The 20853-nt window shown below is 73.2% G+C and carries 15 protein-coding genes and 1 pseudogene; 10 read left to right on the forward strand and 6 right to left on the reverse strand.

Translation table 11 applies throughout. The features are described from left to right. Positions 1-149: 149 nt before the first annotated feature. Positions 150-2252 carry a SpoIIE family protein phosphatase gene (locus D7231_RS28190; RefSeq protein ID WP_120758386.1) on the reverse strand — a complete coding sequence of 701 codons (2103 nt, stop codon included), beginning with the start codon at positions 2250-2252 and terminating at the stop codon, positions 150-152. A 70-nt stretch (positions 2253-2322) separates the two neighbouring features. On the opposite strand from D7231_RS28190, the gene D7231_RS28195 reads away from it, so the two are divergent. After that, positions 2323-3759 (forward strand): lipase maturation factor family protein, encoded by a 1437-nt coding sequence (locus D7231_RS28195; protein ID WP_120758432.1) that lies wholly within the window; start codon positions 2323-2325, stop codon positions 3757-3759. Between the two features lie 39 nt (positions 3760-3798). On the opposite strand, the gene D7231_RS28200 is transcribed toward D7231_RS28195, so the two are convergent. Further along, positions 3799-5271, reverse strand: coding sequence for an FAD-dependent monooxygenase (locus D7231_RS28200; protein ID WP_120758387.1), 1473 nt, complete (start codon positions 5269-5271; stop codon positions 3799-3801). A gap of 145 nt (positions 5272-5416) precedes the next feature. On the opposite strand from D7231_RS28200, the gene D7231_RS28205 reads away from it, so the two are divergent. After that, positions 5417-6436, forward strand: a complete 1020-nt coding sequence (locus D7231_RS28205) for a PHP domain-containing protein (protein WP_120758388.1) — start codon at positions 5417-5419, stop codon at positions 6434-6436. A 10-nt stretch (positions 6437-6446) separates the two neighbouring features. Next, positions 6447-7421, forward strand: coding sequence for a non-homologous end-joining DNA ligase (gene ligD / locus D7231_RS28210; protein ID WP_120758389.1), 975 nt, complete (start codon positions 6447-6449; stop codon positions 7419-7421). Between the two features lie 29 nt (positions 7422-7450). Here ligD (D7231_RS28210) and ligD (D7231_RS28215) read toward each other — a convergent pair whose 3' ends face one another. After that, positions 7451-8356 carry a non-homologous end-joining DNA ligase gene (gene ligD / locus D7231_RS28215; protein ID WP_120758390.1) on the reverse strand — a complete coding sequence of 302 codons (906 nt, stop codon included), beginning with the start codon at positions 8354-8356 and terminating at the stop codon, positions 7451-7453. Between the two features lie 41 nt (positions 8357-8397). Between ligD (D7231_RS28215) and ku the strand changes: the two genes are divergently transcribed. After that, positions 8398-9399, forward strand: coding sequence for a non-homologous end joining protein Ku (gene ku / locus D7231_RS28220; RefSeq protein ID WP_228775488.1), 1002 nt, complete (start codon positions 8398-8400; stop codon positions 9397-9399). A gap of 51 nt (positions 9400-9450) precedes the next feature. Here the strand turns inward: ku and D7231_RS28225 are convergent, their stop codons facing one another. Next, entirely contained in the window at positions 9451-12165 is a 2715-nt protein-coding gene (locus D7231_RS28225) for an ATP-binding protein (RefSeq protein ID WP_120758392.1), read from the reverse strand. 448 nt (positions 12166-12613) lie between these two features. On the opposite strand from D7231_RS28225, the gene D7231_RS28230 reads away from it, so the two are divergent. Genes D7231_RS28230 through D7231_RS28250 form a run of 5 tightly spaced genes read left to right on the forward strand, consistent with a single transcriptional unit; the run spans position 12614 to position 16969 of the window. Beyond that, on the forward strand, positions 12614-14128 hold the full coding sequence (locus D7231_RS28230; protein WP_120758393.1) for an ATP-binding protein: 1515 nt from the start codon (positions 12614-12616) through the stop codon (positions 14126-14128). A gap of 25 nt (positions 14129-14153) precedes the next feature. After that, positions 14154-14540, forward strand: coding sequence for a roadblock/LC7 domain-containing protein (locus D7231_RS28235; RefSeq protein ID WP_206329087.1), 387 nt, complete (start codon positions 14154-14156; stop codon positions 14538-14540). After that, positions 14537-14902: a DUF742 domain-containing protein gene (locus D7231_RS28240; RefSeq protein ID WP_120758394.1), complete on the forward strand. Its 366-nt coding sequence runs from the start codon at positions 14537-14539 to the stop codon at positions 14900-14902. The genes D7231_RS28235 and D7231_RS28240 overlap by 4 nt, the downstream gene beginning before the upstream one ends. Continuing rightward, on the forward strand, positions 14883-15521 hold the full coding sequence (locus D7231_RS28245) for a GTP-binding protein (protein WP_120758395.1): 639 nt from the start codon (positions 14883-14885) through the stop codon (positions 15519-15521). The genes D7231_RS28240 and D7231_RS28245 overlap by 20 nt, the downstream gene beginning before the upstream one ends. Continuing rightward, positions 15518-16969 (forward strand): cytochrome P450, encoded by a 1452-nt coding sequence (locus tag D7231_RS28250; RefSeq protein ID WP_120758396.1) that lies wholly within the window; start codon positions 15518-15520, stop codon positions 16967-16969. Before D7231_RS28245 ends, D7231_RS28250 begins: the two co-directional genes overlap by 4 nt. 263 nt (positions 16970-17232) lie before the next feature. On the opposite strand, the pseudogene D7231_RS37840 reads toward D7231_RS28250, so the two are convergent. Next, positions 17233-18132, reverse strand: a pseudogene (locus D7231_RS37840) (terpene synthase family protein); the annotation flags it as partial. A 254-nt stretch (positions 18133-18386) separates the two neighbouring features. On the opposite strand from D7231_RS37840, the gene lnt reads away from it, so the two are divergent. Further along, on the forward strand, positions 18387-19949 hold the full coding sequence (gene lnt / locus D7231_RS28255; protein WP_120758433.1) for an apolipoprotein N-acyltransferase: 1563 nt from the start codon (positions 18387-18389) through the stop codon (positions 19947-19949). On the opposite strand, the gene D7231_RS28260 is transcribed toward lnt, so the two are convergent. Next, positions 19921-20826 carry a Gfo/Idh/MocA family protein gene (locus D7231_RS28260; protein ID WP_120758397.1) on the reverse strand — a complete coding sequence of 302 codons (906 nt, stop codon included), beginning with the start codon at positions 20824-20826 and terminating at the stop codon, positions 19921-19923. The genes lnt and D7231_RS28260 overlap by 29 nt on opposite strands. Positions 20827-20853 lie beyond the last annotated feature (27 nt).

Genomic DNA, 20853 nt, shown 5'->3' on the forward strand with positions numbered 1-20853 from the left:
GCTAGGGGAGCCGGGGCACCTTCCAGCAGTGGCAACCGCTGTGACCTTGGCCTCTTCGGCCGGTGGCCGCGCCGGCGGACCCCGTCGCCCCGGAACTCCCCGCGCTGCGGAGGCAATCATTCCGCCACGGTGGCGGATTCGCCGCCCCGTCAGACCGCCCCGTCCGCCTCGTCGTACACCTCGTGCCGCCCCGGCACCACGAATTCGCACCAGACGCTCTTGCCCGTCCCGCGCGACTCGACGCCCCAGACGTCGGCGAGCCGGTCGACCAGCAGCAGCCCGCGGCCCGAGACCCCGGACTCGCCCGGCTCGCGGCGCCGGGGCAGCGTGCTGGAGCGGTCCTCGACGTCGACGCGCACGCGCCGTTCGGGCCCGGTGATGATGCGGATGGTCACGACGGCCGCGCTGTCGGTGTGGATCAGGGCGTTGGTCACCAGTTCGTCGGCGACCAGCTCGATCTCGTCGGACCGCTCGCGCGCGCCCCAGGCCCGTACGGCCGCGCGGATCATGTGCCGGGCCGCGGAGAGCGCCTCCGGGTCGGCCGGGGCGATGTGCTGCTGGAGCCGCCCGCCGCCCCGGGTGGGCGCGCCCTCGCGGCGCAGCAGCAGCACCGCCATGTCGTCCTCGCCCACGCGCTCCCCGATGATGTCGCACAGCCGGTCGGCGAGCTGGTGGAGGTCGTAGGGGCCGGCGCGGACGACCGAGGCGAGGCGCTGCATGCCCTCGTCGAGGTCGGAGCCGGGCTGTTCGACGAGGCCGTCGGTGAACATCAGCAGCGTCTCGCCCGGGTCGATCTCGACGGTGGTGACGGGGTAGTCGAGGCGGCCGAACTGGGCGGAGAGGCCGAGCGGCAGGCCGCCGGAGACGGGCAGCCGGCGGCAGGTGCCGTCGGTGTGCCGCAGCAGCGGGTCGATGTGGCCGGCGCGGACGAGCTGGACGACGCCGGTGGACAGGTCGGCCTCGGCGTAGGCGCAGGTGGCGAAGCGGTCGGTGTCGAGCTCGTGGAGGAAGGAGGAGGCGCGGGCCATGACGGTGGCCGGGGCGTGGCCCTCGGTGGCGTACGCCCGCAGGACGATGCGCAGCTGGCCCATGACGGCGGCGGCCTGGGTGTCGTGCCCCTGGACGTCGCCGATGACGGCGCCGACCCGCCCGCCGGGCAGCGGGATCACGTCGTACCAGTCGCCGCCGATGTCGCGGCCCATGCGGGCCGAGCGGTAGCGGACGGCGATCTGCGCGCCGGGGATCTCGGGGATGCGGCGCGGCAGCATGGACTGCTGGAGGCTCTCGGCGAGGTCGTGCTCCTGGTCGTAGAGCATGGCGCGGGCGATGGCCTGCGAGAGGCTGCTGGAGAGGGCGATCAGGAGGTTGCGCTCCTGCTGGGTGAAGCCGCGGGTCTCCCGGTAGAGCAACCCGATGGCGCCGACCGGGCGGGCCTGGGCGATGAGCGGGAGGTAGGCGGCCGAGGAGATCCCGACGTCCCTGATGCGCTCCCACAGCCAGGGGTAGGAGCGGGCGAACTCCTCGCGGGACTCGATGAAGCGCGGGGCCATCGTGCGGATGACCTCGCTCATGGGGAAGTTGTCGTCGATGCGGGTCCAGCGGGTGCCGGGGATGTAGTGCTCGCCCGGGCCCTCGGCGACCATGTGGATGCGGCCGGCCTCGACGACGCCGAGAACGAGCAGGTCGGAGCCGAGGTGTGTGACGGCCCGGTCGTCACGGAAGAAGTCGATGACGTCCTGGACGGTGCGGGCGTGGGCGAGGGCGGCGGTGAGGGTCTCCACGATGGTGGTGTGCGTCAGGCGGTTCTCGTCGCGCCTGCCGATGGAGTGGCCGAGCTCCTCGGTGGCGTCACGGACGATGCCGATGATGCGGTGCGGGTGGCCCTCCTCGTCGCGCAGGATCCGGCCCTGGGTGTAGGTCCAGTGCAGCGTGCCGTCGGCGGCGCGGATGCGGTAGTAGGCGCTGTAGGTCTCGCGGCCCTCCTTCAGGGCGCGGGTGACCTGCGCGTCGAGGTCGGCGGAGTCGGAGCGGAGCACCTTGCCGGCCAGGCCCGAGAGGCGGCCGTTGAACTCTTCGGGGGTCAGGTCGAAGAGCTCCAGGGCGGAGGCGTCCATGTGCAGCACGCCGGTGTCGAGGTCCCAGTCGATGCCGCCCATCCGGTTGAGGGCGAGCACGACCTCCGGGCGAGCGGGCCAGTCGTCCGGCACGGAACCTGCCGGTGCGGTGGCAGGCGTCGCTCCCCGATCAACCATAGAGCTACTCTGACACCTTTTGCCCGTTTCTTCGATGTGGCTGCGCGCTCCGGAGTGGTACGGATACGCCATGGAGTGGTTCACGGCCCCGGGGTACTGGCTGAGCCGGCTGGTGGTGCAGCGCGGGCTCGCCGGCCTCTACCTCGTGGCCTTCCTGGCGGCCGCCCTCCAGTTCCGTGCGCTGATCGGCGAGCGCGGCATGCTGCCGGTCCCGCGCTTCGTGCGCCACGTGCCCTTCGCCCGCGCCCCGGGGGTCTTCCAGCTGCACTACTCGGACCGGTTCTTCGCGGCGTGGGCGTGGTCGGGCGCCGCGCTGGCGGCCGCGGTGGCAGCGGGCGCGGCGGACGCGGTGCCCCTGTGGGCGGCGATGGCGATGTGGGCCGCCCTCTGGGCGATGTACCTGTCGATCGTCAACGTGGGCCAGACCTGGTACGGCTTCGGCTGGGAGTCGCTCCTGCTGGAGGCCGGATTCCTCGCCGTGTTCCTGGGCAACGCGCGCACGGACCCGCCGGTCCTCGTGCTGTGGCTGATGCGCTGGCTGGTCTTCCGCGTCGAGTTCGGCGCGGGCCTGATCAAGATGCGCGGCGACCCCTGCTGGCGCGACCTGACCTGCCTGTACTACCACCACGAGACCCAGCCCATGCCGGGCCCGCTGAGCTGGTTCTTCCACCGCCTGCCGCGGCCGCTGCACCGGGTCGAGACGGGCGCCAACCACGTCGCCCAGCTCGTCGTGCCGCTCGCGCTGTTCACCCCGCAGCCCTTCGCGAGCCCGGCCGCAGCAGTGATCATCTGCACCCAGCTCTGGCTCGTCGCCTCCGGCAACTTCGCCTGGCTCAACTGGCTCACCATCGTCATGGCCTTCGCCGCCGTCGACGGCGACGGCGCGGCGGACGCCCTGGGCCTCGCCCGGCACGCCCCGGTCTCCCCTCCCCCGGGCTGGTACGAGGGCCTCGTCATCGCCGCGACCGCGCTCGTGGCCGTCCTGAGCTGGTGGCCGGTGCGCAACATGCTCTCCCGGCAGCAGCGCATGAACATGTCCTTCAACGCGTTCCACCTGGTCAACACGTACGGCGCCTTCGGCAGCATCAACCGCAGGCGCTACGAGGTGGTGGTCGAGGGCACCGACGAGGAGCGCGTCGGGCCGGACACCATGTGGCAGGAGTACGGGTTCAAGGGCAAGCCCGGCGACCTCCGCCGGCTGCCCCGCCAGTACGCCCCGTACCACCTGCGGCTCGACTGGATGATGTGGTTCGCGGGGATCTCACCCGCGTACGCGGAGCCGTGGTTCGGCCCGTTCGTGGAGCGGCTGCTCACGGGCGACCCGGACACGCTGCGCCTGCTGCGGCACAACCCCTTCCCCGGCACGCCCCCGACCCACGTCCGGGCGCGGCTGTACCTCTACCGCTTCACGACGTGGCGGGAGCGGCGGGAGACGGGCGCGTGGTGGCACCGGACGCTGCGGGGGGAATTCTTCCCACCGGTGGCCCTCCGGGCCGGGGACGTGTGACACCGTGCCCGGCCTCGGTGGGAGCGCGTCCCGTACGGGTCAGGAGCCGCCACCCCGCGGCCCCAGTCCGCACAGGGCCAGCTCGGCGGCCGTGATCGACGGCTCGTTCGGCACCTCGCCGCCGGGCCCGCGCAGCACGCCGAACACCACGAGCGGGCTGACCAGGGCCGTCATCGGCGCGGACAGCGTCATCACGTCGTAGAGCGAGCGCATGACGACGGGGTTCACCGTGGCGGTGCGCATCAGCCGCTGGACGTACCCGCGCAGCAGCCGCGCCGCGGCCGGGGGACGCTCGCCGATGCTGCCGGGGTAGTTGATGTCCTCGCCGGTGGCGAGGTCCCACGGGCTGCTCGCGGCGCGGCCGACCGCGCGCTGGATGCGCCGGGACAGGCCCGGCGCGTCCACGCCGTGCTCGGCCAGGAGGCCGCGGATCGCGGTCGCGCTGTGGGCGGCCACGGACATCCCCTGCCCGTAGACGGGGTTGAAGGTGGCGACGGCGTCCCCCGTCACGGCGAAGCCCTCCGGCCAGGAAGACAGGCGCTCGAAGTAGCGGCGGCGGTTGACCGTGCTGCGGGTGAGGTGGACGTCGGTCAGCGGCTCCAGGCCCGCGATCAGGTCGGCGATCAGCGGGTGGCGCAGGCTGCGGACGAACGGCTCGAACTCCCCGGCCTCCCGCGACGGTTCGCCGCCGCGCGTGCCGCAGGCCGTGAGCAGCCAGCGGCCGCCCTCGATCGGCAGCATCGTCGCGCCCTGCCCCGGCACGGCGCCGTACGGGTCCGCCTGCACGCTGACGACGGGGAAGCGCTCGCTGCTCGGCGGCGCCCGGAAGATCCGGGTCACGTAGACCATGCCGGAGTCGACGGTCTCCTCGTGGGCGGGGTGCAGCCCGAGCTCGTTGAGGCGGCGCGCGGCCTGCGAGCCGCGCCCGGAGGCGTCGATCACCAGGTCCGCCTCCAGCACCTCGGCCGAGTGGCTGCCGTCGGTGCGGACCTTCACTCCGGTGACCCGCTGCGCGTCGCCGAGCAGCGCGAGCGCGTCGGTCTCCTGGCGGAGCACGACCCCGGGCAGGGCCAGGACCTTCTCGCGGACGACGAAGTCGAGCAGGTCGCGGGTGCAGGCCATCAGGAACTGCGTGCTGGGCCAGCGCGGATACCAGCCCTGCGGGCCGAGCGCGACCAGCCCGGTCCCCAGCGGGATCCGGCGGGCGCCCGCGGCCACCCAGGCCTCGATGGTCCCCGGCAGCAGGGACTCCACGGCCCGCGCGCCGCCCGACATCATCAGGTGCGCGTGGCGGGCCTGCGGCAGGCCCTTGCGCGGCTCCAGCCCCTCCGGCAGCCGGTCCCGCTCCACGATCACGACCTCGCCGACGTGGCGGGCCACCGCGGCCGCGGCCAGCAGGCCGGCCATCCCCGCGCCGAGGACCACGGCGCGGCCGGCTCTGCGGGAGGCCCCGGAGGAACCGGCGGAGGAGGCCTCGCTGGGGAAGGGAACGGCGGAGGAAGGGGCTCTCATGCCACGGACCCTCCCCAGCCCGTCCGGCGCCTACTCACGAGTTCACCCGCGTGTGCGGCCCGCGGCATGCGCGCCCGCCGCGGAGCGCGCACCGTAGGACGAGAAGCGCGCACCGCAGGACGCGGGGCGAGGAGGCGGTGGTGCGATGGACCCGGTGCAGGCGCTGGACCGGATCGCCTTCCTGCTGGAGCGCGCGGACGCGCCCACGTACCGCGTGAAGGCGTTCCGCACGGCCTCCGGGGTGGTCGCCGGGCTGCCGGAGGAGGAGCTGCGGCGGCGGGCGGCCGCCGGCACACTGACCGCCGAGAAGGGCATCGGCCCCAAGACCGCGGCCGTCGTGGCCGAGGCCCTGGCCGGGCGCGTGCCCGCGTACCTGGCCGGCCTGGAAGAGGAAGCGGCGCGGGAGCCGCCGGCCGAAGGCGGCGAGGCACTGCGCGCGGCCCTGCGCGGCGACTGCCACATGCACTCGGACTGGTCCGACGGCGGCAGCCCCATCGAGGCCATGGCGCGCGCGGCGCGGGACCTCGGCCACGAGTGGGCGGTGCTCACCGACCACTCCCCCAGGCTGACGATCGCCCGCGGCCTGACGGCCGAGCGGCTGCGCGCCCAGCTCGGCGTCGTCGCCGAGGTGAACGAGCGCCTCGGCGACGGCTTCCGGCTGCTGCGCGGCATCGAGTGCGACATCCTCGACGACGGCTCCCTCGACCAGGAGCCGGGGCTGCTCGGCGAGCTCGACGTCGTCGTCGCCTCGGTCCACTCGAAGCTGCGCATGGACGCGGACGCCATGACCCGCCGGCTGGTCGGCGCCGTCGCCAACCCCCTCGTGGACGTGCTCGGGCACTGCACCGGGCGGCTGTCGGCCGGGCGGGGACGGCCGGAGTCGGTGTTCGACGCGGCGATGGTCTTCGCCGCGTGCGCCCGCTTCGGCACCGCCGTGGAGATCAACTGCCGGCCGGAGCGGCTGGACCCGCCGCGCCGGCTGATCCGCCAGGCCCTCGACGCGGGCGTGCTGTTCTCCATCGACAGCGACGCGCACGCCCCGGGCCAGCTCGACTGGCAGATCCACGGCTGCGCCCGGGCCGAGGAGTGCGGGGTGCCCGCCGACCGGATCATCACCACGTGGACGGCGCCCGAGCTGCTGGAATGGGCGCGGGGCAAGAGGTAGGCGGCGGACGATGACCCCGACCGCCGGGCGGGCCCCGGCCGCGCCGCCCGCGATCCGCCCGATGCTCGCGACACCGGGGCCGCTGCCGGCCGCGGGCGAGGACGCGGCCTGGGCGTTCGAGGTCAAGTGGGACGGCATCCGCCTGGTCGTGGGCGTCGCGGGCGACGGCACCGTGCGGCCGGTCACCCGGGCCGGCAACGACGCCCGCGTCACCTACCCCGAACTGCGGGCCCTGGGCGGGCACCTGCGCGGCCGGCCCGCGGTCCTCGACGGCGAGATCGTCGTCCTCGGCGAGGCCGGACGGCCGGACTTCGGCCTGCTCCAGCGCCGCATGGGCGTCACCGACGCGCACCGCGCGGCCCGCCTCGCGGCGGAGTACCCCGCCCGCCTCATGCTCTTCGACGTCCTGCACCTCGGCGGCCGGTCGCTGCTGGACCTGCCCTACGCCGAGCGGCGGGCCGTCCTGGACGGACTCGGCCTCGCGGGCCCGGCCTGGTCGGTGCCCGCGTACGTGGCGGGCCACGCGCAGCAGGCCTGGCACGCCACGCTCGAAGGCGGCTTCGAGGGCGTCGTGGCGAAGAAGCTCACCTCCGTCTACACCCCCGGCATCCGGTCCTCCGAATGGCGCAAGACCAAGCACGTCGTCACGATCGACGTGGTCATCGGGGGCTGGGCGGAGGGCCGCGGCGCGCTGTCGGGGCTGCCCGGCGCGGTCCTCGCGGGCGTGGCGGAGCCGGGCGGGCTGCGGTACGCGGGGTCCGTGGGGTCGGGGCTGTCGGAGCGCGAACGCCGGGACCTCGCCCGGTATCTGTCGGTGATCCCGCGTGCGGACCCGCCGTTCTCGGGGCCCGTCGACGTGCCGGGGGCGCACTGGGTCGAGCCCCGGCTCGTCGCCGAGGTCGTCTTCTCCGGCTGGACGTCCGCGGGCCGCCTCCGCCATCCCGTGTGGCACCGGCTGCGGCCCGACCTGACCCGGCTCGGCTGAAGAGCCCCGGCCCGGCTGACGCGAGGCGGTCACGGGAGGTGCGCGCGGGTGGCGTCGCCGGTGAGCGGGGCCAGCAGGTCGCCGTACGTCTCCGCCCGCTCCAGCACCTGCTCGGGGGTGAAGGCGAGGTCGGCAGGGTCCCGGCACGCGGCGACCTCGTCCCAGGTGACCGGGGCGGCGACGCCGGGTGCGCCCTCCCGCAGCCGCACGGTGTACGGGGCGGCCGTGGTCTTGGCGCTCGCGTTCTGCGACCAGTCGATGAGCACCTTCCCCCGGCGCTCGACGCGCGCCATCGACACGACGACCAGGCCCGGGTGCTCGCCCATCATGCGGGCCGCCAGCTCCTTGGCGTAGCCGCCCGCCGCCCGCCCGGCCGCCGCGTACACGGGTGCGTACAGGTGCAGGCCCTTGGAGCCGGAGACGACGGCGTGGGCGGTGAGGCCGTCGTCGTCGAGGAGCTGGCGCAGCCGCTGGGCGACCCGGCAGCAGACCACGAGGTCGGTGCCGGGGCCGGGGTCCAGGTCCAGGACGAGCCGGTCGTGGCCGTCGGGGCCCGCGCTCGCCGTCCACTGCGGGACGTGCACCTCGTACGCGCCGAGGTTGACGAGCGCGACCAGGGCGGCCGTGGTGTCGAGCACGACCTGCTCGGTGACGCCCTCGCGGTGCTCCACGGGCACCACCCGCACCCACCGGGGAACTCCGCCGGGCGGGTTCTTGGCGATCCAGCTCTGCCCGCCGGGGCCCTCCGGGGCGCGGACGAACGAGGCGGGCCGGTCGGCCGTGTGCGCCACCATCACCGGGGCGATCCGCGCGTAGTACCGCAGGACCTGCGCCTTGGTGTGGCCGGACGCGGGGAACAGCACCCGGTCGAGGTGGGTCAGGGCCAGCCGGTGGCCCTCGATCTCCACCGCCTGCCGCTCGGGAGAGACAGACATAAGGTAGGAATTCCCCGCGGAGGGATAAAACTATGCGGACCATGTGGAAAGGTGCGATCGGCTTCGGACTGGTGTCCGTGCCGGTACGGCTCTACGCCGCCGTCCAGGAACACGGCCTCCGCCTGCACCAGGTCCACGACAAGGACGGCGGCCGGATCCACCTCAAGCGCGTCTGCGAGGTCTGCGACGAGCAGGTCGACTACGAGCACATCGCCAAGGGCTACCAGGACGACGAGGGGCACACCGCCGTCGTCACCCAGGACGAGCTGGCCGGACTGCCGCTGCCCAGCAAGAAGCTCATCGACGTGCTCGCCTTCGTCGACGCCGGCAGGATCGACCCCCTCCAGCTGTCCAGCGGCTACTACCTGGCGCCCGAGAGCGCGGCGGCCCAGAAGCCCTACGTCCTGCTCCGCGAGACCCTCAAGCAGACCGAACGCGTCGCCGTCACCAAGATCGCACTGCGCACCCGGGAGTCCCTGGCCCTGCTGCGGGTCCACGGCGACCTGCTCACGCTGCACACCATGTACTGGCCGGACGAGATCCGCGACGCCGGCGACCTGGCCCCGCCCTCCTCGGTCACGGTGCGGCCGCAGGAGCTGAAGATGGCCACGAGCCTGATGGACACCCTCTCCGAGGAGTTCGACCTGGAGGGGCTGGAGGACGAGTACGAGATCGCCCTGGGCGAGCTCATCAACGCCCACCTGTCCGACCGCCCGGTCCCCAAGAAGGAGACGGCACCCGCGCCGGACAACGTCATCGACCTGATGGCCGCCCTCCAGGCCTCCATCGACAGCGCGGCGCGCAAGCCCGGCGACAAGACGGAACGGCCGGGAAGGGGCGCCAAGAAGACGGCAGCGGCGGGGAAGACGGCCCGCGGCACCGCGAAGAAGGCGGCGGAGCCGCAAAAACGCACGGCCGCCAAAAAGACGGCGGCGGCCTCCACCGCCTCCACGGGCAGGAAGACCACCGCCAAGAGCACCACGGCCAAGACCGCCAAGAAGACGGCGGCGACCAGGAAGAGCGGCCGCCGCGCCGCCTCGTGACCCCGGACCGGCCGGTCCGCGCCGATCAGCACCGGCGCGGACCCGCCACGCTCACCGCACCGTGTCACCGGCCGGTGCGACGCCCTCGCAGACCGCCGAGGCCAGAGCCTTGCGGGCAGTCGCCACCAGCCCGTCCGCCGCGCACTGCTCGGCCGCCTCCAGGCCCTCCCGCAGCCGCTCGGCCGCCTCGGGCAGCTTCCCCGCCTCCAGCAACGCCACGCCGTGGGCGACCAGGGCCTCCGTGAGCTCGTACTTGCACGGCGAGCGGCGCAGGTGCACCACGGCCTTCTCCAGCTTCACCAGGGCCTCGTGCGGCTCGGCGACGAGGGCCGCCCGGCGCAGGGCGTCACCGACCGCCGTGTCCGTACCGAACACCGCCGCGTGCCGGACCGCCTTGTCGGCGAGCGTACGGGCCCGCTCCGGGTCCTCGTCGGCCACGGCGACGGCCAGGTCGAGCGCCCACGGAGCCCAGATGGTGTTGTGCCGGCCGCGCTCCTCCAGCTTGCGCCCGGCGGCCTCCAGCTCCGCGACCGCCTCCTTCTTGCGACCCTGGGCGAGCAGCAGCCGCCCGGCCAGGGACGCGGCGTCGGGCAGCACGATGGCAGGTGTGTACGGCGCCCGGAAACCGTTCTCCTCGGCGAAGGCCTGGGCCTCGTCGACCCGGCCGCGGGCCAGCAGCGTGTCGATCAGCAGGCACGCGCCGTCCCAGTGGATCGGCAGACCCGGGCCGAGGCGCTTGCCCAGCCGCAGCCCTTCGCGCAGGAACGCCTCGGCCTCGTCCAGCTCGCCGCGGCGGCGGAAGACCAGACCCAGGAAGTCGTGCGCGAAGGCGAGGTGCCCACCGCTCCAGCCGGAGACCTCGAAAGCCGTCACGGCTTCCTTGAAGAGCTCCTCGGACTGGTCGAGCCGGTCGGTGTAGGCGAGGGTGATGCCGATGATGCTGGGGACCTCGAAGCCCCACTCGGTGTTGGTCCAGCCCATGCCGTCGGCGAGCCGGCCCTCCACGAGGGCGCGCTCCATGTACTCGACGACCTGCACGGCGTCCTCACCGCGGATCATGCAGTCGAAGCCGCGCAGCGCGAGCAGGGTGCGCTCGGTGTTGTCCCGGCCGGGGAGCGGCTCGGCGAGCTCCGCGATGCGGCGCGAACGCGCCAGGGAGTCCTGCTCCTCCACCTGGATGCCCTGCCACAGATAGTGCGCCGCTTGCAGGCGCATCCGCCCGGGGCCGGGCGGGGTGCGGTCGGCCTGCTCCTTGACGACCGCGGCGGCCTCGCGCAGCTGGCTGTTGTGCGCGTAGGCCTGGGAGAGCCGGTAGGTGGCTTCGAGCCGCAGCTCCTCGGTGAGGTGCGGCAGGGAGAGCGCCGTCCTGAGGTGGTTGACGGTGGTCGGCGGCGAGGTGAGCAGCGCGGAGCAGCCCAGCTCGTAGAGGACCGCGGCCCGCTCCTCCTCGGGCGGCGGCTCCTGGAGGGCGCGCTCCAGACAGCGGCGGGCCGCGTCGGGCGCGCCGACCGCCAGGTGCTCGCGGGCGGCGACGCGCAACTGCTCTACCAGCTCGGAGTCGTGGTCGGGGTGGACCTCCAGCAGGTGGCGCGAGGCCGCCGCGGCGCCCAGGCCCGCCTCGGTGACGGACCAGGCCGCCTGCCCGTGCATGGCGGTGCGGGTGGCGGGCGGGATCGAGGCGTAGATGGCGGTCGCGATCAGCGGGTGGACGAATTCGAGGTCGATGGCGCCGGCGAGGATACGGGCGTGCCGCAGCTTGTCCGCGCACTCGGCCGCCTGGGCCGGGCCCATGCCCGCGAGGTTGGCGGCCAGGGACGGCTGGATCTCGGTGCCGAGGACGGCCGACGCCCAGGCGAAGCGGGTGACGGCGGGGCCGAGCCGCTCCAGGCGGGCCACCAGTCCGCTGCCGCGGGAGGCGGCGCCGAGATCGCGCAGGAGAGGGGCCGACTCCTCGACCGGTTTGAGGCCCCGGTCCTTGGCCTTGGCGATCAACTCGACGGTTTCGTAGGGGTTTCCGCCGGTGACGGCCCAGACCTCACGGCAGAAGGGGGCGTCGGAATGATCCGGGAAGGCGTTGCACACCAGCCGGTTGACCGATTCCGGCGTGAGGGGGCGCAGCTCCACAGGGCGGGCGCCGCGCGTGGCGACCAGGTCGTGGAAGACGGGTGGGACGTCGGACAGCTCCTCGGGACGGTAGGAGATGACCGCGAGCAGGGGCGTCTCGCGCAGCCGCGCGGCGAAGTACCCGAGCCAGGTGAGGGATTCGGCGTCGGCCCAGTGCGCGTCGTCGATCAGCATCACCAGAGGCTCGGGGCGCCGGGCGAGCTTGGTCACGAGGAAGTCGATGCCGTCACGGACGCCCTGCGGGTCCTGCTGGCCGACCGGCGGGACGATGCCCAGGGCGGGGCCGGCGATCTCGTACCAGCCGGCGAGCAGCTCCCTGCGCTCGGGCTCGGAGATCGGCGCCAGCACCGGCTGGAACAGCTGGCGGACGACGTGGAAGGGGACGGGCTGCGTGGACTCGCTGCCGCGGGCGAAGAGGACGGTGCACTTGCCCTCCCCCATGGCCTTCCTGCGCGTCTCGGCGAGCAACGCCGTTTTCCCCAGGCCCGCTTCGCCCCTGTAGAGCAGCAGGCCGCCGAGCCGGGACCGCCCTTCGGTCGCAGTCCCGCACAGCCTTTGCACCGCTTCATCGGCGGCTTGCAGCTCGAGCTTCCGCTCGAACAGGGCGGCGGATGCGTTCTGTTCACGCTGATGCCCTGACATGGCGTTGTCTCCCCGGAAGATGTGGTGGAGCGAGCCTAGCCCCGTCCGTGAGGCCAGGGGCAGGGTTCGGCGGACGGACCACCCGGGAGCGTGACCTCGCCCCGGCCGTCTCCGGCGCCCCCGCGCACCACGGGGACCCCACGGGAAACACGCCCCACGCGTGCCGAACAGATATTCATACGTTTCGCAAGCACATTCGGAATTCGAAGCGTGAGGCCATTATGGAGCCTTTCGAATTCCCACGTCAGGCCGATCCGGGAATATGACAACTTCGCGCCGGAGCCCCGCGCGACCGGCTACGCTCCATGTCGCGCAGCGGGTTGTGGCGACTACTTCACGGTGCGCACAAGTGCTGCGCCCGCGCCGTTCCCCGCGGCAGACATCCGGGGAATACCGCGCGCCGGGCCCCGATGCAGATACGCCCTCTTAAAGAGTTCCGAGGATCCCGATGGTTGGTACCGGCTCGTCAGTTCAACGGCGGCCCGTCTCCGCTCTGATATGGCTGATCTCCCCCCTGGTCCTGGCCGTGTGCACGGGAGCGGCCGTCCTCGCCGCGGCTCCCGACGCCCGCGTCCCCGTGGCCTGGTGCGGAGCGTCCGCCACGGTCGCGGTGGCGCTGGCAAGCTCCGAGGCCGCCCGGCGGGGACGGGTCATCGCGGCCCTGCGGCGCCGCTGCACCGAGCAGGAGGCCGCCCTGCGGTACCAGCTCGACCAGCACGAGGCGGAGACCCGGCGGCTGGCCAAGGAGCTGCTGCCCCGGGCCGTCCACCTCCTCCAGCGCGGCGCCCCCACCGAGGTCGTGCTCCGCCACACCCTCCCCGTCCACGAACTCGAACCCGGCTACGCGGCCGCCCACCGGTCCGTGCTGAAGTCCGTCATCGAGGCCGTGCAGGCGGAGGAGGGGCTGCGCGACGCCGCGCAGCGCGCCTTCGTCAACATCGCCCGCCGCATGCAGGCCATCGTCCACCAACAGGCCTACGACGTCCGGGAGATGGAGCACAAGCACGGCAACGATCCGGACGTCTTCGGCGACCTCCTCCACCTCGACCACGGCAACGCCCTGACCGGCCGCCTCGCCGACAGCATCGCCGTCCTCGGCGGCTCCCGCCCCGGCCGCCAGTGGAAGAACGAGATCCCCCTCTACAACGTGCTGCGCGGCGCCATGTCGCGGATCCTGGAGTACCGCCGCGTCGACCTCCACTCGGTGGCCGACGTCGCCGTCGTCGGGCCCGCCGTCGAGCCGGTCATCCACGCCCTGGCCGAGCTGCTGGACAACGCCACCCGCTACTCCCCCCCGCAGACCCGGGTGCACCTGACCGCCGTGGACATCCAGTCCGGCATCGCGGTCGAGATCGAGGACGCCGGCGTCGGCCTGACCGACGAGGCGCGCCGCCGCACCGACCGCGTCCTCTCCCGCGAGGGCGACCTCGACCTCGACGACCTGGGCGAGGCGCCGCGGCTCGGCCTCGCGGTGGTCAGCCGGCTCGCCCGTACGTACAACTTCCTGGTGTCGCTGCGCCCCTCCGCCTACGGCGGGGTCCGGGCCGTGCTCGTCATCCCCATGGACCTGATCACCGCCAGCAAGCACCCCGGCGGCGACATCGCCCGCGCGGCCAAGCTCCCGCCCATCAAGTCCAAGCGCCGCCCGGGCCAGAAGATCCCCCCGCCCGCTCCGCAGACGCCCCCGCCGATGATGGAGCACCCCATCCCGCCGCCGCTCGGCGACAGCGGGCTGCCGCAGCGGCGGCGCCGCCGCGGCCCCGCGCCGCTCCCGTTCGGCCGGGGCGCGGCCGAACGGCGGGACCGGCCGCCGGCCCCGCCCGCCGCGCCGGCCGCTCCGGAAGAGGCCCCCAAGCAGCCCGGGATGTGGCTGGCCGCCTTCAACCGCGGCATCAACGGGGAGTCCCTGGAGCCGGACCCCGGCCGGGTGAACAGTGATATCCCGTCGGACAAGGAAGAGTAGCCAAGTGACGCAGCCGCGGTTCAACATGGACTGGATGCTCAAGGACCTGGCAACCAGTGTTCCGCAGACCCGCCACGTGATCGTGCTGTCCTCGGACGGCCTGCGCATGGCTCAGCACGGCACCGATCCGGACGCCGCCGACCGCCTGGCCGCCGCCTGTGCCGGACTGCAGAGCCTCTCGACGGCGATCGCCGGTGAATTCCCGCACGGGGACGGGCAGATGCGCCTGGTCGTGATCGAGGTCGACGGCGGGTTCTTCTATCTGATGGCCGCCGGGGCCGGGGCCTTCCTGGCGGTGCTGGCCGACGACGACGTGGACGCCGAGCTGATGGGCATGCGGATGCGGGATCTGGTGGCCCGCATCGGTTCGCACCTCACCAGCCCGCCGCGGGTCGGCGGGTCGGTGACATGAGCACGGAGGGACCCGGCTCCCCGACGGCGCCCGGCAGCCCCGACCGGCTGTACATCCTCACCGGAGGCCAGGCCCGCGCGGAGCGGAAGACGGAGCTCGACCTGGTGACGCTGATCGTCTCCCGGTCCGAGGCCGACCCCGGCCTCCAGCCCGAGCACGCCGCCATCGTCAGGATGTGCGACTACCCGCTCTCCGTCGCCGAGATATCGGCCTATCTGGAGCTGCCGGTCAGCACCCTGACCCTGCTGCTCACGGAGCTGGTCGCGGGCCGGCACGTGGAGGCCCGCCCACCGGTCCCGGCGGCGGCGCTGCCCGACGTACAACTTCTGGAGGCGGTGATGAATGGACTACAGAAGCTCTGACTCCCCGGGGCTGGAGACCCATGCGGGGCCGCGCAGCGAGGACGTGCTGCCGGCCTCGGCCACCGCGGCCGTCAAGGTGGTCATCGTCGGCGGGTTCGGGGTCGGCAAGACGACCCTGGTGGGCTCCGTCAGCGAGATCCGGCCGCTGACCACCGAGGAGACGATGACCCAGGCCGGTGTCGGCGTGGACGACATCGCCGGGATCGAGCACAAGACCGAGACGACCGTGGCCATGGACTTCGGCCGGATCAGCATCAACGACCAGCTGGTGCTGTATCTGTTCGGCACCCCCGGCCAGGAGCGCTTCTGGTTCCTGTGGAACGGCCTGTTCGAGGGCGCCCTCGGTGCGGTCGTCCTCCTCGACACCCGCCGCATGGACGTCAGCTACGACGTCATCGGGCGCCTGGAGGAGAAGGGAGTGCCGTTCGTCGTCGGCGTCAACCGCTTCCCCCAGGCCCCCAGATACCCGATGGAGCAGCTCCGCGCGGCCATGGACCTCGACGAATCGGTGCCCATGGTCGACTGCGACGCCCGCGACCGCGCGTCCTGCCGCGACACCCTGCTCACCCTCATGCGCTACCTCTACACGCTCACCACCGCCTCCACGGAGCACCAGTGACCTTGCCTTACGAACGTCCCCGCACCACCTCCCCGGCCGCTCCTCCCCCGCAGTGCCCCGCGCACGCCACCGGCCCCGGGGGCGTCACCCGGCTCTACGGCCCGGAGGCCGAGGCCGACCCGATGGCGCTGTACGAGCGGCTGCGCCAGAAGCACGGCCAGGTGGCGCCCGTCCTGCTGCACGACGACGTCCCGGCCTGGCTCGTCCTCGGCTACCGCGAGAACCTCGACGTGGCGCGCACCCCCTCGCGCTTCTCCCGCGACTCCCGGCGGTGGATCGAGGCGCGCGAGGGCCGCGTGGCCCCGACCCATCCGCTGGCCCCGATCACCACCTGGCAGCCGATCTGCGTCTTCGCCGACGGGCGGCAGCACGAGCGCTGGCGCGGCGCCGTCAACGACAGCATCGCCCGCTTCGACAAGCGCGGCATCCGCCGCCACGTCACGCAGTACGCGAACCAGCTCGTGGACCGCTTCTGCGCCTCGGGCCGGGCCGATCTGGTGCACGAGTTCGCCGAGCAGCTGCCCATGATGGCGATGACACAGCTGCTGGGCATGCCGGAGGCGTACAGCCCCCAGCTGGTCAACGCCGCCCGCGACATGATCAAGGGCACCGAGACGGCGATCGCGAGCAACGAGTTCGTCCAGGAGACGCTGCGCAAGCTGGTGGCGCGCAAGCGCGTCGAGCCGGGCGCCGACTTCACCAGCTGGCTGCTGGAGCACCCCGCCGGCCTGTCGGACGACGAGGTGCAGCAGCACCTGCGGCTGGTGCTGATCGCCGCCTTCGAGACCACGGCGAACCTCATCGCGAACACCCTGAAGATGGTGCTCACCGACCACCGCTTCCAGGCCTCCCTGGCAGGCGGGCACATGACGCTGCCGGACGCGGTCGAGCAGGTCCTGTGGGACGAGCCGCCGTTCATCACGATCCTGGGCCGCTGGGCGACGCAGGACACGGAGCTGGCGGGCCAGCAGATCAAGGAAGGGGACGCCCTGGTCCTGGGGCTGGCCGCCGCCAACATGGACACGGTGATCCGCCCCGACCCCGACGCCCCCGTCCACGGCAACCGCTCGCACCTGGCCTTCAGCGGGGGGCAGCACGAGTGCCCGGGGCAGGACGTGGGCCGGGCGATCGCGGGCGAGGGCATCGACGCCCTGATGCTGCGGCTGCCGGACCTCACCCTCGCCGTGGAGGAGCCGGACCTGGCCTACCGCTCCACCCTGATGTCCCGTCACCTGACCGGGCTGCCGGTCCGGTTCACGGCGCGGGCGCCACTGCCTCCCGAGGAGACGGTGGCGCCCGTGCCGGAGCCGCCCGCCCCGGCTCAGCCGGAGCGGGCCGAGCAGCCGGCCATCCCCCCGGCTCCTCCGGCCCGCACCGACGGCCCGGAGGCCTCCGGTTCGCGGCGCTCGTGGTGGAGGTCGCTGCGGCGGCTGCTGCTGCGCCGGTAGCGGCCGGAGTCGAGCTGGTCCCACCACCAGGCGATGGCGGGGACGGGCAGCGGGTCCGGGCTGTCGTCCGACGGGGCCGGCTTCCACCACTCCGCGTCGGCGGCGGTCCCGTACGGATCCTGGTAGCGGGCGCAGCCCGAGGCCCAGTCCAGGTGCCCGCGGACGAAGTGGCCCAGCGCCACGAGATAGCAGCGCAGCTCCACTCCGGCCCGGGGCCAGATCTGTTCGCGTAAGCGCAGGAAGAGCGTCATGACGCGGTCGCGCATCGCCATGGCCTCTTCCTGGGCGCGGGCGGGCTCCCAGCCCCGCTCCTGGGCGAGGACGTCGATCAGGTTGAGGTTGTCGCCGGCACGCTGGATCTCCTTGTTCCGTGAGTAGAAGTCGTTGTCCCAGGCGACGAGCGTCCAGGTCATCTCGGTGAGGGCCCGGACCTCGGGCCGGTCCAGGTCGCGGTCGTCGAGCTCGTAGCCTCCGGCGATGTCCATCAGGGCCGTGGAGGGCGCCATGCCGATGGCGCGCATCCACATGGCGGCGTAGTCGTTCACGGACGGCAGGGCCCGGTCGCGGCGGCAGGCGGCCTCCCACACCAGCCCGGTCAGGTAGGTGCGCATGCCTTCGGTCCAGCGGCGCAGCTGGGCCGGAGTCGCGTACCCGGCCAGCTCCAGGCGGACGGTCCGCAGCGCCGCGGCGTGGGGCGAGTCATCCGGCCACGTCGGCAGCGGTGCTTCCAGGACGCGCATGATGCGGGAGGTCGTGTGCGCCAGGCCGTGGGCGGTGGCGGTCGACTCGTCGCACAGGGCGTCGTCGAGGGAGAACAGCACGGCGTGGAGCTTGGCCACGACGGTGAGCGGTCCGGGCTGCCCGTAGGGCATGGTCCGGGCCGTGAGGCCGCCGAAGTCGCAGCGTGCGAGGCGCTGCCGCTGGTGGGCGGAGGAGTCGAGCTGCTGCTGGAGCATCCAGTCGATCGAGGTGCGGTCGATCTCCCGGACGCACGGGTGAACCGCCGGTGGTATCGGGCAGTAGAAGGGCACGATCTCCAAGGGCTGTACTGCAATGCGCTCTCGCACGCCCGTCACGGCGCCTCCCCAGGCCGGCTCGCAGCGTTCCTGTCCACTTTTGCGCGGTACCTGCCCATGGTGGACCGGGGATAACCCGCGGCGCATACCCGGTCACACCTTTCCAGCGCGGGATGCAAGGCTCACTTCGGATCGTTTCTGATCGGACCCGGCCAAAGGAGCTTTTCCGATGAGTGGCGGCGGTGGAATATTGCACCCCGATGTCGGAGTTTTTTCCCCATGATCCTCCGATGTTCGAAAACGCAAGGGTTGGCCGGATCCCGCTCATACGTTGGGCGGACTGATGATCGATGATCTACGGCACCGGTGACGGTTCGGGCCCAGGGAGGCACGCCATGACGATGCGACCGCCGGAAGGCCCGTACGCCCGGCTGCCGGCCCGGCCCTGGCCGCGAGCGGCTGCGGCGGTGGTGGCGGGAGCGCTGCCCGCGCTCACTTTTCCCACGCCGTCGCTGTGGTGGCTGGCCTACGTGGCCCTCGTGCCCTGGCTGTCGCTGATCCGTACGGCGCCGGGCGCGCGGCGTGCGGCGCTCGACGGCTGGCTCGGCGGTGGCGGATTCCTGCTGGCGGTGCACCACTGGCTGCTGCCGAGTCTGCACGTCTTCATCCTCGTGCTGGCGGCGCTGCTGGGGCTGCTGTGGGCGCCGTGGGGCGTGCTGGTGCAGCGACTGCTGAGCGGTTCCCCCGGCCCCGCGCGCGCCGCGGTGGCCCTTCTCGCCATTCCTTCCGGCTGGTTGATGGTCGAACTTGCCCGTTCATGGGAGTATTTGGGCGGTCCGTGGGGGCTGTTCGGGGCGAGCCAGTGGCAGGTGGCACCCGCCCTGAAGCTCGCTTCTGTAGGCGGGATCTGGCTGGTTAGTTTCCTCCTCGTGGCCCTCAACACCGCCATTTCCACGGTCATTTGGGGTTCTCGCGGGCGTATCACCGGACTAGTCGGTCTGGTGGCCGTTACAGCGGTCGTCGCCGGGGTGTGGATGTGGGCGCCTTCGCCGCGCACCGCGGGCACTGTCCGGATCGCGCTCGTGCAGCCGGGGGTCGTCGACGGGACGGGCAGCGTCCAGCGCCGGTTCGAGCGCGAGGAGGAGCTCACCCGGGGGCTGGCCGGGCAGCGGGTGGACCTCGTGGTGTGGGGCGAGAGCAGCGTCGGCGGCGACCTCACGGAGCACCCGGACCTCCGCGACCGGCTCACGGCGCTGTCCCGCACGGTGGGCGCGGACCTGCTGGTCAACGTGGACGCGCGCCGCTCGGACCGGCCCGGCATCTTCAAGAGTTCGGTGCTCGTCGGCCCCGGCGGGCCGACCGGGGACCGCTACGACAAGATGCGGCTCGTGCCCTTCGGGGAGTACGTGCCGGCGCGCTCGCTGCTGGGCTGGGCCACCTCTGTGGGCAAGGCGGCCGGCGAGGACCGCAAGCGCGGCGACCACCAGGTGGTGATGCGGCTGCCGGCGTCCCCCGCCGCGCCGCGGGGCCTGCGCGTCGGCCCGCTGGTGTGCTTCGAGTCGGCGTTCCCCGACATGAGCCGGCAACTGGCGCGCGACGGAGCCCAGGTGATCGTCGCGCAGTCCTCCACCTCGACGTTCCAGAACGGCTGGGCCCCGTGGCAGCACGCCTCGCTCGCCGCGCTGCGGGCCGCCGAGACCTGGCGGCCGGTGGTGCACGCGACGCTGACCGGAGTGAGCACGGTGGCCGACCCGCGCGGCCGGGCGGTCGGCCCGCCGCTCGGCACGGACCGCAGCGCGGCCGTCGTCCGCGACGTGCCGCTGGCCGGCGGCACCAGCCCCTACGTGCAGTACGGCGACTGGGTCATCCTGGCCTCCGTGGCGGTCCTGGCCGGCACGTGCGCCGCCGGAGGCGCCACAGCCTTCCGACGGCGGGTCAGGAAGCCTGGTCCAGGGCGTCCCTGACGACGCGTTCGCACAGCTCGTGGGTGCGCAGCGCGTCCTCGGCGTCGAGGTGCTTGCCCGCCCGTACGGCGTCGAGGAAGGCGAGGACGGCCTGCTCGATGCCGCGCTGGCGGGAGACGGGCACCCAGTCGCCGCGGCGGCGGATGCTGGGCTGCCCCTTGTGGTCGATCACCTCGGCGAGGTTGACCACCTGCCGCTTGGTGTCCTGCCCGGAGACCTCCAGGACCTCCTCGGCGGAGCCGCTCATCCGGTTCATGGTGCCGATGGCCGTGAAGCCGTCGCCGGAGAGCTGGAGCACGACGTGGTGCAGGAGGCCCTCGCGGACCCGGGCGCGGACGTCCACGTGGTCGACGGCGCCGGGGACGAGGAAGCGGAGGGTGTCGACGACGTGGATGAAGTCGTCGAGCACCAGCGTGCGCGGGTCCTCGGGGAGCCCGATGCGGTTCTTCTGCATCAGGATCAGGTCGCGCGGGTGGTCGAGGCACTGGGTGTAGCAGGGGGCGTAGCGGCGGTTGAAGCCGACCGCCAGGCTCACCCCCCGGTCGCGGGCGAGCCCGACGAGCCGCTCGCTCGTGGCGAGGTCGTAGGCCAGGGGCTTGTCGACGTAGACCGGGACGTCCGCTTCGAGGAGGCGGGTGACGAGCCCGGGGTGGGCGGCGGTCGCCGCGTGGACGAAGGCCGCGTCGAGGCCGGCGTCGAGCAGGGAGTCCAGCTCGGTGTGGCACTGCGCGTCCGGGATGCGGTGGGTGCCGGCGACGCGCCGGACGGTGGCGGCGGTACGGGTGTGGAGGTGGAGTTCGAGCCCGGGCTGTGCGGCGAGTACCGGAAGGTACGCCTTCTGCGCGATGTCCCCGAGCCCGATGCAGCCGACCTTCACAGCGCCTCCCTGGTGCGTGCCTTCGTT

The sequence above is a fragment of the Streptomyces klenkii genome (assembly GCF_003626645.1).
Taxonomy (GTDB): domain Bacteria; phylum Actinomycetota; class Actinomycetes; order Streptomycetales; family Streptomycetaceae; genus Streptomyces; species Streptomyces klenkii.